A 13,434-nucleotide genomic window follows, 5' to 3' on the forward strand; every position below is an offset into this window, starting at 1 on the left:
TTGCCGGCAAAAAATCTACCGGCAACCATTCACACTTTAATGAATACTTACGACTTATTATTTATGGTTATTGGTTAACATTGACGTTTCCCTGGAAAGAAACTTGCTGCTGGCTCAATGCATTAGCCCCTACATTCTGAACATTCTGGTTCACCCCGGCAGTACCGTTGAATGAATCTGCAATTGTGTTACTTAGTGACGCCGCAGGTGTTGACCCTTCAATTGGGTAGCCATACGTATTACCAGTAACTGTGCCCATCAAATCAGAATTATTTACACTGTAAGTGTAAGTCGTTGTTGCGTCTCCACCTCCATTTGCAGCAGATGTACCAGTACCATTTGCATTTGAGTAACTGTTATCGCTGTTATCGCTGTTATCCACAGTAGCTGTACTGGCACCATTTGCAGCAGCAGATCCCATAGCCTGTGCAGTTGCTGCACTGTTATCACTATTATCACTGTTATCCACGGTAGCTGTACTAGCACCGTTTGCTGCGGCAGATCCCATAGCGCTAGCATGCGCCATGCTATTGTCAGAACGATCCGACATAGCAGTACTGCCATTATTGGCAGCAGCTTCTGTTGCTGTCGCCGCGCTGTTATCGCTGTTGTCTGAACGATCCGACATAGCTGTACTGCCATTATTTGCGGCAGAATCTGTTGCTGTCGCGGCGCTGTTATCAGAGTCATCTGAATTGTCGCTGTTGTCAGAACGATCTGTCATGGCTGTACTGCCATTATTTGCAGCAGAATCTGTTGCTGTCGCGGCACTGTTATCAGAGTCATCTGAATTGTCGCTGTTGTCAGAACGATCTGTCATGGCTGTACTGCCATTATTGGCAGCAGAATCTGTTGCTGTCGCAGCGCTGTTATCAGAGTCATCTGAATTGTCGCTGTTATCAGAAGCATCACTGTTGTCAGAACGGTCTGTCATGGCTGTACTGCCATTATTGGCAGCAGAGTCTGTTGATGTCGCAGCGCTGTTATCAGAGTCATCTGAATTGTCGCTGTTATCAGAAGCATCACTGTTGTCAGAACGGTCTGTCATGGCTGTACTGCCATTATTGGCAGCAGAGTCTGTTGATGTCGCAGCGCTGTTATCAGAGTCATCTGAATTGTCGCTGTCATCATGAGTACTGTTGTTGGTATTATCAGAGTTATTACTGTTGTCGTCGTTGTCGGCTGTACTATTATCGGAGTTATCTGTGCCTATCGCTGATGAGTTTTCATTAGCGGTACCCGATGCATCACCACTTGTATCCGCACTCGCGGTAGCATTTTGCGTCTGCGCGGAGTCAGTAGCAGTATTGGTTGGGTTAGCCCACGCATTAGTGGTGGTACCTAAAACGAGTGCAATACTGGCTGCTAGCAATTTAGTATTCATTTTGATGCTCCATTTATTTTATTATTACAAATCTACGGTTGGAATCAGGTTAATTTATAGATTTAATAAAACTCCTATTAATTAATCTTGTTTCACAACTGGGTAACTGCCGTGTCATTCCAACACCAACAGAATCGCTAAACGAAACTTAAAATTCCATAAAATGAAGATCAAAGCCTACTTAAAGAAAAATACAACATCAAAAAATAAATTTATAAAAAAATAACTAAGATGTTGATTTATATTAAAAACCAATTAATAATTCATAAAAAAACATGAAACCAACAACTGATCTCATTCTAAATGATTAAAACATTGGCAAGAATGACTAATTATAAAAATTAACTATTACTTAATAACAATTCGCTATAAAAAAATCTTTCTGTCCAAAGTCACAAATAGTCACAAATGTCTCAAAAAAAATTAAACTTATATACTAATTCCTCAAAAAAAACACACATACATACTTTAAAACCATTAATATTAGACTTATAATATGTTGAGTATTTTTACATATAGTTAATACACAATAGGAACATAGTATTAATTTCTTAATTACGGAACTAAAAAAATGGAAAAAACACATAACTCTATATTACTCATATCAAGCAACAGCTTCATTCTTGGTCTTTTGAAAGGGTATTGTGTTGCCAATCAGATAAAACTGCATGAACAGTCAATTACTGACAAAATAGTACCTCAAGAAATTAGTAATCTTTACAAATTAATAATCATTGATATTCGAGAATTAAATCAATCTTCGACCAGAGAGCAGCTCAAAACTTTACGTCAAATAAATAAAGATACTCACATACCCATTTGCGCTATTTTAAGTGATACCGATGATCAGGAAATTCAAAGAGAATCATGGATAGATTTTTACTTTGAAAACCCTATTATGGAAAAACTTGATGACTACTTACGCGTTCATTTTAGTTATAATTTCCATCCATTCCCTGATCGAAGAGATAAAGACAGAAGAAGTGACGAAAGAAGATTAATAGACGCTAATCAGTTAGCGAACTCTGACTCATCAATGCCGGTTGACTTCAACGACAGATTCACTAAGAAAAGCCATGTCAACAACTATAAAACAGGTCCATTTACGATAAATATCAGCAATCAATCCGTTTCTCTTAAGGATAAAAATCTTGAGTTAACACGCAAAGAATTTAAACTATTTTCTTTGCTGTCTGCCGATACAGAACGCGTTTTCAACGCACAAGAGATTATCCAACACCTTTGGCCAAATAATGACCGGGCCAACAAATCTGACCTGTATCAATACATGCATCTTTTACGTAAAAAAATAGAAATTGATCCTTACAATCCACATTGGGTATTAACAATAAAAGGGGTTGGATATAAATTAAACATAAATCCACCTATCGAAGATAAAAACCCACAACTAATGAAAAAATATTACAACATAGACTTTATATAGGCTCTATGAATAAAATTCTCATAAAAAAACCGAATCGTTATATTCGGTTTTTTATGATCCTTGAATAAATAAGTTTAAGGTTTTTTTCTAATTATTTAGTTTAGGCCCGTATTTTGTATTAACTCAGGTTACATAAAAGCCATTGGCACTCTCAAGTTAAGCCGCACATCTTGCGCATCATCCGTTGTACCAATACCCAATGACAAATTTATATTTGTTTTAGCAGACAGTCTAAATGAATACCCTATCGACAATTGCCCAATATCAAGAACACTTCCATTAACATTCATGTCTTCTATTTTAGATTCAAAAACATGTTTATGCGAATAGCCCACATTGAAAGACGAACGCTCATTCAGCGCAAAGCCCAACCCAAAGCTGACACCAATGGTATCACCTGGGTTAACTTTACCCACTCGTTCGTCAGTTTCTGCATTATAGCTGTAACTGATATTACCAAAGAAAACACCAGGATCCGTTGGATAAAGCGCAGTAATACTCGGCTGAATACTGAAATATCCGGCCCCTGTAGGTAATTCAGTCGGAAACTCTGCGCCAGGTGTAGATTGAACATATTCAACATCAAAAGGACTTGAACCCGTCGGTATAGTAGCTACTATATTCCCTACAAAAATCGGCCATCCCCCACTACCATTATTCAACTGATATCGTGCGGCAAACTCCAAATCGCCAATATCACTGCCGCTTGCATTAAATATTTCATCTTCACCCACACCGATACTAATAGGGCGAGAGCGCTGACTATCAGACCTGTACACATAAGGCACTCGAAATTCAAGTTCCAATCGCTCGGTCGCACCATAGCGAGCCGCCAGACTTACTATAGTGCTATGTCGTTTAATTTCCCGAAGATCAATGAGACCGACAGCTAATGCAGGCAAGAATGTAAACGCATCAAGAAAAACTCGATTATTTCCGTTATATGAATATTCAATCGATGGCTCTAGTATTACTTTGCCTTTTTTAGTTAATACACCACCCACGGTATCGCTTAGTCTTGGCATTTCAGGAGGTGTCGTTTTTTTAGCCACTTTGGGTGGTTCTTGCCCTACCGGCTTTGAAGGCAAGCCAGATGAACTTGGGCTTTGTGTAGCTGTGACGGATTTTTGATTAGATCCGGAACTCTGCGTTATTGATCTTTTGGATATGCCATCAAGCCTGGATTTGAGTTTTTCAATTTCTTTACCTTGCTCGGAAATCAACATCCTTTGCTTCTCAAATTCTATACTCTGTTGATTCAATAATTGTTGATATTGTTTTAGCATTAAGTCTTCAGACATTGTAACTTCTGAAAGAGCATTACTACTATACAAAACAAATAGAAAGAAAATTCTTTTACGGTTAATAATAAACGTAGGTTTCGTATAATTACGAATTATATTAATCTTCATGATAATCTATTAAATTCCATATTATTTTTATTTATTAATTTCCAGAGAAGCATCAACAATTTAATTTTTTATTTTAACTAATAAATTTAATATTCTTATGAGATATTAATAACATAATACAATTTTATAGCATCAAGTAAACTATGATCAGGCAGACCAACAACTTAAAACATACTCAAATCAAAGAACATTTTTGATTTGTTTTTGAGTGACATATTATCTGTATTGATAATTATATTAAAAAACACCATAAAGAACCGCCGCTAAAAAGGCGATTGCTCCCATTGAAAACGCATTACTGGCCCTAATTTCACCTTAATAGTTAAAACTTGCTGCGCGCGCATCAACAATGAAGAATGAACACAACTCTTCTGTTGTGACAGAACCACCGTTTGTCGTGATGCTATCTATAACAACACCGGTAACTACATTTATAACAACAGTCTCGTAGGGCATACCTGATTTTCTTGTAAATTTTTTACAAAAACAGCGTTTTATTATCCTTAAGTGCATAGTCCAACCGTATGACGACCTCTAGTCTTCCGGTATAATTCATCTCGGAAAACACAGTAGAAAAGCTTGGACCAGCGGGATAAGAGACCAAAAAATCTCTTACTTCAGGCCTGTAGCGATCCAGCTAAAATATTCGGGGATGAACGATGACAACAACGAAGCAAACGATTTATTACACCCTTACTGATGAAGCTCCATCACTGGCAACCTGCTCTCTTTTACCAATCGTTAGAACATTTACAGCAGCAGCAGATATTGACGTTAAAATCAGCGACGTTTCACTAGCAGGGCGTATCCTTTCTTCTTTCGCTGAGAATCTTACAGAAGATCAGAAAGTTGAAGATGGACTGGCATTTCTTGGTGAGCTAACTCAAGATCCAGATGCCAACATCATTAAATTACCAAACATCAGCGCTTCGATTCCTCAGCTCAAAGAGTGCATCGCTGAGCTCCAATCGCAGGGTTATAATATCCCTGCTTACCCTGAAGTAGCGCAAACAGAGAATGAGAAATCAATTCAGCTACGATACGGAAAAATCCTGGGTAGTGCAGTAAACCCGGTTTTACGAGAAGGTAACTCGGATCGTCGTGCTCCTGCTGCTGTTAAAGCATTCGTTCGCAAATTTCCACATTCAATGGGTGTATGGAGCAAAGCGTCTCGCACGCACGCTGACTACATGCGCGGCGGTGACTTTTTCTGCAGTGAACAATCAGTAACCGTCGATAAAGAAACCGATGTACGCATCGAGTTTGTAGCACAAGATGGCACAGTGACTGTTAAGAAAGAACTGCAACTTGAGCAAGGCGAGATTATTGACGGCATGTTCATGAGCTGCAAAGCTCTGCGTGAATTCTTTGAAGAGACGTTGAATGACGCGAAAGAAACGGGTGTTATGTGGTCTCTCCACGTAAAAGCAACCATGATGAAGGTGTCCCACCCTATCGTGTTTGGTCATGCCGTTACTGTTTTCTACAAAGACTTGTTTGAAAAACATGCTGACTTGTTCAAAGAGTTGGAAGTAAACCCAAACAACGGTCTGGGCAGTGTCTACGATAAAATTGCAAGCCTGCCAAATTCTAAGCGTGAAGAAATTGAAATAGATATCCAGGCTTGTTATGCCACGCGTCCTGAAATAGCGATGGTAGATTCAGTTAAAGGTATTTCTAACCTGCATGTACCCAGCGATGTCATCGTTGATGCTTCTATGCCAGCAATGATTCGTAGTTCTGGGAAGATGTGGGGACCTGATGGCAAACAAAAAGATACCAAAGCAGTAATGCCTGAAAGCACTTACTCACGTATCTACCAGGAAATGATCAATTTCTGTAAAACTAACGGTGCTTTTGACCCAACCACAATGGGCACAGTACCCAACGTTGGTTTGATGGCTAAGAAAGCTGAAGAATACGGTTCTCACGATAAAACATTTGAAGTAACGGCTGATGGCGTTATGCGTATCACTGATACTGATGGCAACATTCTAACTCAGCATAATGTTGAGAAAGGTGATATCTGGCGCGCCTGCCAAACTAAAGATGAACCTGTTCGTGACTGGGTAAAACTAGCGGTAACACGTGCACGTCAATCTGATACACCTGCTCTTTTCTGGCTGGATCCTGAGCGTGCTCACGATATGGAGCTGGCTAAAAAAGTTGATACTTATCTGCAGGATCACGATACCAGTGGTTTGGATATTCGTGTCATGTCTTATGATGAAGCCATTCGCCTCTCCATGGAACGTCAGATTCGTGGTAAAGACACTATCTCTGTAACAGGTAACGTTCTTCGTGACTACCTGACTGACCTGTTCCCAATTATGGAACTGGGTACGTCGGCTAAAATGCTATCTATTGTTCCAATGCTGAAAGGTGGCGGCATGTACGAAACAGGTGCTGGCGGTTGTGCACCTAAACACGTACAGCAGGTAGAGGAAGAAAATCACCTGCGCTGGGATTCATTGGGTGAGTTTATGGCACTGGCTGTTTCACTTGAAGATATGGGTATCAAGCAGCAAAATCCACGCGCTAAGATCCTGTCTAAAACACTCGATCAAGCAACAGGTAAGTTGTTGGAGAACAACAAATCACCTTCCCGTAAAACTGGCGAACTGGATAACCGTGGCAGTCACTTCTATCTAGGTATGTACTGGGCTCAAGCCGTTGCAGCCCAAACTGAAGATACTGAACTAGCTACTAAATTTGCAGCACTGGCTAAAGTACTCACTGAAAACGAAGCTAAAATCATTGCTGAACTGAGTGCTGTTCAAGGTACGCCTGCTGAGCTAGGCGGTTATTATCACGCAAAACGTGAAATCGTTAAGCGTGTAATGCGCCCTAGTGAGACGCTGAACACTACACTGGCATCTTTTAGCCAGTAAGCCTCTAAAACGCTCGATATTTCTTTCTGATATATCTGCCAAAAAGCCCGGAAAGTGTAAACTCTCCGGGCTTTTTATGAGGCGTATATTGTTGTTTAAGACGACGACTGCTTCAGAATTATTATTTAATCACTACAGCCACTTTTTCTTTTTAAAATAGAACAGTGATAAAACCGTTATCGTAATGAAAACAACCCATAATAATGGGTAAGCCCATTTCCAATGAAGTTCTGGCATGTAATCAAAATTCATCCCATAAATACCCGCCAGAAACGTCAGCGGAATAAAAATAGACGCGAAGACCGTCAATACTTTCATTACTTCATTCATCTTATTACTAATGTTTGATATGTAGATCTCTAATAACCCTGATAATACGTCCCTATACGATTCAACCGATTCTAATAAGTGTAATGAGTGATCAGAGACATCTCTGATATATAGGTAGGTATGCTCGTGGATCAGCTCGGATTCACTGCGTAATAACCCCCCTAACATTTCTCTTACAGGTGACATATTCCGCCTTATGCTGATCAGTTGTCTTTTTAGACGCTGAATCCGATGCAACGTATCCTGTGTGGGATTATCATAAACATCATCTTCCAATGATGTCACCTCTTCATCTAAAGCATCAATCAGGAAAAAACCCTGATCTATAATGGTATCCAAAATAGCATACGTTAAATAATCAGACCCTTTACTTCTAATCCGCCCTTTACTACTCCGAATCTGCTTCAATAACGGATAAAGCAGCTCATCCGTTTTTTCTTTGAACATGAAAACAAAATTATTAAACACCAAAAGGCTAATCTGCTCGTAGCTAACATTGAAGTTTTCTCCTTCAGGCATCACACACTTCAAAACAATATAAAGATGATTATCATACTCTTCAAATTTAGGCCGCTGATGTGTATGGAGAATATCTTCCAGAACCAGAGAATGTATGCCAAATATTTTTCCGACATCGTCAACAACATCAACGTTTGCCAACCCTTCAACAATAACCCACGTAACGCTGTCGCTCTCTTTGTATTGTAGAACTTCGTCGATAGAAAGAACCGGGTGCTCCACAACGTGATCTTTACTGTAATCAACGACAGTTATACGGGTAACCGGCTCAAGAACCCGACCCACATGAACCAGAGAGCCTGGCGGCAAACCTACCTTTTTAGACGCGGAACTAAATGATTCAGACATCACAATCCACTCAGAATCTGTTTTTCATACTTTAGATTATTCTATTGAACTGGTCTATTGAACGGGTCTTCGATTGATCATCATTAGTAGAATCTACTAGCGCAACGAAAAGGTCACTTCCAACCAAGGGAATAATTCTCTTTCCTCAAACCGCACATGAGCTTTAAGTAAATCAGAGAATATACCGCACTGATCCAATGAATCAGACTCGATAAAATTACGTATCATCTGATGATCCGCTAACATATGCCGGATAAGATCGTTATCAGACTCCACGCCTAAATCCTGCAAAAAATAACGCTCTTCCTCTTCAAAATGGGGATACAAAGATTCTATTAAAAGAGGCTTCAGCGCTTGCCAATGCTCATGCCGACTATCCACAGGCAAATCATCCAGTGCTCTTAAACGTTTACTAAAAACGAGCGCCTGATGATGCTCCCGGCTCAAGGGTTGGAGTTTAATGCAACGCTTCATAGGAATTCCATATATGCATCAAGAAAAATTCTTGCCGCGTTATATTTTAAGATGACGCTGTTTTAAGAAACGAATTATTTTAAGAGATGGTTCGCTTTTAGTCATGCCTCGCTCCGAGCGAAGCTATAACTTAAAAAAACACTTCGCTAGAACTAAAGCCAATGGTTTTCAATATGGTCAAAATTTCTTCCAGATTTTGACTCACCACAGCTTTATCATTTTCATCGGCTATCATTAGTGGCCGGGCATCGACACCTATGATCATAACAAACCATTGTTCACGATCACTCGGATTACGTCTAATCTCTACACGATCAAGCGCACCTGATTGAAATAATTCAATCGCACGTTGAATTTTCAAAGTAAGCATTCCTTAATTTTTTAACCGATCATTTTTGGCGCAGTCTGTTTTTGTCACATTATATTTTTGAAAGTTCAATATTCGGCACTTTTATTTTTGGTTCTTCAATCATAGAAAGCGCAATTAGTGCTTCCGATAATGTGGGATAGACCACACACGCTTTTTTATCGGGGCGAAACCCTGCTTTGGCTAACGTTTTTAAAGGTTGATATTGAAAGTCGGCCAAATATAACTGTGTATCAGTGAATGCACATTTATCGACAAACTTATTTAATGCAGCGACGCCACCGGAATCAAGAACAGATACGCCATCCAGATACAGAACGATACCTTGTTGCGCTCCACACAATAATGACAGTTCACCAAAAATACGATCGGCTGCTGCAAAAAAAAGCGGACCATTAATTTTAAAAACAATCCAGCCACCAGGGACATCTACATCCACCAGCTTATTATTTTTACTGATGTCACGGATAATAGTCATCTCGGCAATTTCTTTCATAAACAGCAAAGATGCTAAAACAATACCGGCAGTAATGGCGATAACCATGTCGAATAGAACCGTTAAAGAAAAACATACCAAGAAAACGCAAATATCACTGCGTGGTGCTGTTCTTAACAGATGCAGAGCTTTTGGCGCTTCGCTCATATTCCAGGCAACCATCATCAATAAAGCCGCCATGCTCGCCATAGGAAGATAAGCCAAAATACCCGAAAGGGAAATCAAAGCAACGAGCACTACTATTGCATGTATCATCGACGCTATCGGTGTTTTTGCGCCAGATTTTAGGTTAGCCGCCGATCGCGCAATCGCAGCAGTCGCCGTAATACCGCCAAAGAAAGGCGCTATTATATTGCCAATGCCCTGACCCAATAACTCACTGTTAGCACTATGCTTTTTACCCGTCATACCATCCAATACAACCGCGCATAAAAGTGACTCGATTGCACCAAGCATAGCAATAGCAAAAGCCGCCGCTAATAAATCCTGCATTAATGGCCAGCTAAAAACTAAAGCAGACTCACCTGGTTGAGTTCGTAGCCAAGGCCATTGAAAATCAGGCAACACTGAAGGAATACCGACTCCCGATGTACCATCAGATAGCGTAAAACTGAAAGTAGAGCCAATGGTAGCGACATTCAACCCTTGCTGGTTAGCCAACATCGCAATAAGGCTGCCAATAATGACCGCAGGCAGATGCGGCGGTATAGGTGTTTTAAAGCGCGGCCATATCAACATAACCGCTAAAGTAACGCTCCCTACAATAAGGCTCCAAAGATAGAAGTCCGGGGCTGATGCGGCTAACGCCATAATCTTGCCCGTAAAATGCTCTGGCATATCTACGATATTTAAGCCCATAAAGTCTTTTAACTGCAACGTAGCAATAACTACAGCTATACCACCGGTAAAGCCTAACGTGACTGATTCAGGGATGTACTCGATATATCGTCCTAGCCGTAATAGCGCCATAGCGATCAACATAAATCCAGCTAAGATACTGGCCATTAACAACCCGGCTAAACCATATTGCTGAACAATGGGATAAAGAATGACAACAAAAGCAGCCGTTGGTCCCGACACGCTGTAGCGTGAACCGCCCGTTAATGCGATCAAAAAACCCGCAATAATAACCGTGTATAGGCCGTATTGAGGAGCAACACCGCTGGCTATCGCCAGGGCCATCGCTAACGGAATGGCGATAATTCCGACGCTGATCCCTGCCATCAAATCCTTAGATAGCGTATTTAACCGATACGGGGACTCCCTCAATACTTCTCGCAAAGCATGAAACATTTTCAATGAAAAAAGATGAGAGCGATGTGCCATGATAATTACCAACCAGCGTTGAACTATTATATAAAATGTGTATTATCCTCTCATCAAGAGTTAATACAATGTTAATACAATTAACATATGAGGCACATAATGGAAAACCGGACAGCCAGACTAACCCTATTAATCGATCCCAAAAAGAAGGCAGTATTCGAAAAGCTGTGTGGACATGAGGATGTCACGCCCTCTCAAAAGGTCAGGCAATTTATTCGTGAGTACATAGAACAAAACCTTGGCCCGGACTGGAAAGAAGAAGTATTTGGTGAGAGTGATAATGTAAAATAACTACGTTTTAAAGAAACTCATTAAATGCGTTAGTCCTATTACGTAATCCCAGTAAACAGAATTTTTTAAACCCTCAGAATTATAGTCATTAAACGGCCCAGGCCGCTGTATCGCAAACGAGCGGGTAATCTTTATACCTGAACCAGCTCGCCCTTATTCAGTTGCTTACATACCTCCAGATTGAACTAACGGCAATGCCAGCGGCTTGGGTGATAGGCAGGCACTTGATCTCAACACTTGATTTCAGCGCCCTGTTTGAGCCAATATAAAGCTATTCTAATTAAGTATCTTTTAATAACGAACTTAACGTTAAGAGGCATCCGCAATGGAATGGACATCAGCATTCCCAGCCCTCACTCCTACCACCAAACAGCTACTCGTGCTGAGCCAGTGGTCTGGGGCAAATAACAACATTGGACTAGACACCTCCTTAGATTGGAAGAGTGATTTATGCGGCAACTGGCTACGGGGGGTGCAGCAGCAGTATCGACGACTGAATACGCTAAACCAGGCACTACCCAAAAACTCGATAGTGGCACTGAGTGCCGGGATGACACAGCAATGGATGCAAAGCTTCGTATTCGAACCTATTAGAGATAAGGCACAGCAAGCAGTATTAAAGCACACCGATCCGGACCTGTTTCAACAAAGAAATATCGATATAGAAACTCAGTATGCAGAGCTAACCGGAGAGCTTTGCCAGCAGTGCTTTGAGGATAATAAATTCTCCGCTGTCCGGGCGGCCAGAATATTCACTGATCCACTGCAAAGCCAACAGTTCTACTTCCGTCTGGCCAAAATGTCTGCGTTGGAATATCAATACAATAGCCTCGGCCTGACTCGTCTAACAGCACAAAAAGAGCTACTGACCAGTCTGCTTATATTAATTACCGGCACTCCGGCTACCGATCCACAACCCTATCGACACTATGACGACAACAACCAACCTCTCGATAGCTTTAACGAATATCTGGCTAAATGCCAACTACGACTAGAAACACTGAATCAGCTACACGCTTTTGATCCCGTATACTTTAGCGAGCACTCCCCAGCAGCGACGCTAGGCTGCTGTGATTTCAGCGTTGTCCGACATTCATCATGGCAGGGAGTACAGCTACGCTACTATCCCTGCCAACAGAAAATCGCTGATAAAAATCCTATTATCTATCTCAGTAGCCCTTTAATAAATCGTGCTGAGATTTTTGATCTGGCTCCGGGAAAATCAGTCATTGAAGGCCTGCTATCCAACGGATATCACGTTTATCTGGTCGATTATAGCCAAGCAGGCGATCAAGACACTGGCCAGGGACTCGATTTTTTTGGAAAACAAATTCATGATCGCTATCTGGATCTGGTACTGCAAGCTCATCCCAAACAACAGATCCACGCGATGGGTTACTGCATGGGCGGCACCCTATTTCTGGCCTATCTGGCTCGACGGGCCGAAGAGCGCCAGGCACATGGACTGCCGATGGACATTACCAAGTTGGTACTGATGGCCACACCGGTCTTGTTTGATGATGCTAACAGCGGCCATGGCCCTATGCGGGATCTGATCCGCAACAGCTATGATGCAGAGATGATTAGCCAGATGTTTGATGGCGTCAACATCCCACCGCAGCTTATCGAAGCGGGTATGCACAAGATCCAACCCGGTATCCGCTATACTATCAGCCGTGGTTTCTACGAACGGGCCTCCTTCGAAGGCGCGATTGAAGACGCTGCGCCCTTCCTCAACTGGCTCAGCCACGGTACTCGCTTTCCGGTAAGAGCCCACCAGGAGTGGATCGAAAACATATTTACTAATAATCAAATATGGAAAGGCGAGTACTGTTTATCTTCAAGTATCCCGGCATTGGATGGTAAGCCTGTCAACATGCATGCGTTAACCCGCGCGGGCGTCCAGATAATGGATTACCGGGGGCTGCGTGACCCTATCTCTCCTGCCGGTTCATGCATTGCTAGTGAAACATGGGGAGTCGATCATGGTGGTAACAGTCAAACCACTGACGGCTTGAACCGAACCATCGAAAAGAACATCGGTCATATCTTTGTCGTTAGTCGTAAACTGCTGGCTGAATATTTAGAGCATGCCCTCCATTTCTATCAATCGAAAGGTTAGGTTTTATATTTGACTGGCAATGCATACCTT

General features: G+C 41.4%; 11 protein-coding genes. 4 read left to right on the plus strand and 7 right to left on the minus strand.

Going from position 1 to position 13,434, the window contains the following annotated elements:
* Positions 1-67 precede the first annotated feature (67 nt).
* Positions 68-1,384 (minus strand): autotransporter outer membrane beta-barrel domain-containing protein, encoded by a 1,317-nt coding sequence (locus tag Nant_RS05210; RefSeq protein ID WP_202904948.1) that lies wholly within the window; start codon positions 1,382-1,384, stop codon positions 68-70.
* A gap of 571 nt (positions 1,385-1,955) precedes the next feature.
* Between Nant_RS05210 and Nant_RS05215 the strand changes: the two genes are divergently transcribed.
* Entirely contained in the window at positions 1,956-2,828 is an 873-nt protein-coding gene (locus Nant_RS05215) for a winged helix-turn-helix domain-containing protein (protein ID WP_054340582.1), read from the plus strand.
* A 128-nt stretch (positions 2,829-2,956) separates the two neighbouring features.
* On the opposite strand, the gene Nant_RS05220 is transcribed toward Nant_RS05215, so the two are convergent.
* Together Nant_RS05220 and Nant_RS21240 are read right to left on the minus strand one after the other, a co-directional pair.
* A complete protein-coding gene (locus Nant_RS05220) occupies positions 2,957-4,240 on the minus strand; it encodes a transporter (RefSeq protein ID WP_054340583.1) in 1,284 nt (427 codons plus the stop codon).
* A gap of 315 nt (positions 4,241-4,555) precedes the next feature.
* Positions 4,556-4,696 carry a hypothetical protein gene (locus Nant_RS21240; protein ID WP_156298819.1) on the minus strand — a complete coding sequence of 47 codons (141 nt, stop codon included), beginning with the start codon at positions 4,694-4,696 and terminating at the stop codon, positions 4,556-4,558.
* Positions 4,697-4,899: 203 nt separating this feature from the next.
* On the opposite strand from Nant_RS21240, the gene Nant_RS05225 reads away from it, so the two are divergent.
* Positions 4,900-7,131, plus strand: a complete 2,232-nt coding sequence (locus Nant_RS05225; protein WP_054340584.1) for an NADP-dependent isocitrate dehydrogenase — start codon at positions 4,900-4,902, stop codon at positions 7,129-7,131.
* A gap of 132 nt (positions 7,132-7,263) precedes the next feature.
* Here the strand turns inward: Nant_RS05225 and corA are convergent, their stop codons facing one another.
* The 4 genes from corA to dauA form a co-directional block, all read right to left on the minus strand.
* Positions 7,264-8,328: a magnesium/cobalt transporter CorA gene (corA, locus tag Nant_RS05230; protein ID WP_054340585.1), complete on the minus strand. Its 1,065-nt coding sequence runs from the start codon at positions 8,326-8,328 to the stop codon at positions 7,264-7,266.
* Positions 8,329-8,424: 96 nt separating this feature from the next.
* Positions 8,425-8,802 carry a hemerythrin domain-containing protein gene (locus Nant_RS05235; protein WP_054340586.1) on the minus strand — a complete coding sequence of 126 codons (378 nt, stop codon included), beginning with the start codon at positions 8,800-8,802 and terminating at the stop codon, positions 8,425-8,427.
* Positions 8,803-8,932: 130 nt separating this feature from the next.
* On the minus strand, positions 8,933-9,163 hold the full coding sequence (locus Nant_RS05240; RefSeq protein WP_054340587.1) for a hypothetical protein: 231 nt from the start codon (positions 9,161-9,163) through the stop codon (positions 8,933-8,935).
* Between the two features lie 58 nt (positions 9,164-9,221).
* Entirely contained in the window at positions 9,222-10,991 is a 1,770-nt protein-coding gene (dauA, locus tag Nant_RS05245) for a C4-dicarboxylic acid transporter DauA (protein ID WP_054340588.1), read from the minus strand.
* 99 nt (positions 10,992-11,090) lie between these two features.
* Here dauA and Nant_RS05250 point away from each other — a divergent pair, with 99 nt between their 5' ends.
* Complete coding sequence (locus Nant_RS05250; RefSeq protein WP_054340589.1) at positions 11,091-11,282, plus strand: hypothetical protein; 192 nt, start codon at positions 11,091-11,093, stop codon at positions 11,280-11,282.
* A 325-nt stretch (positions 11,283-11,607) separates the two neighbouring features.
* Positions 11,608-13,404, plus strand: coding sequence for an alpha/beta fold hydrolase (locus Nant_RS05255; RefSeq protein WP_054340590.1), 1,797 nt, complete (start codon positions 11,608-11,610; stop codon positions 13,402-13,404).
* Positions 13,405-13,434: the final 30 nt, after the last annotated feature.

Source organism: Neptunomonas antarctica, assembly GCF_001305295.1.
In the GTDB taxonomy this organism is placed as follows: domain Bacteria; phylum Pseudomonadota; class Gammaproteobacteria; order Pseudomonadales; family Balneatricaceae; genus Neptunomonas; species Neptunomonas antarctica.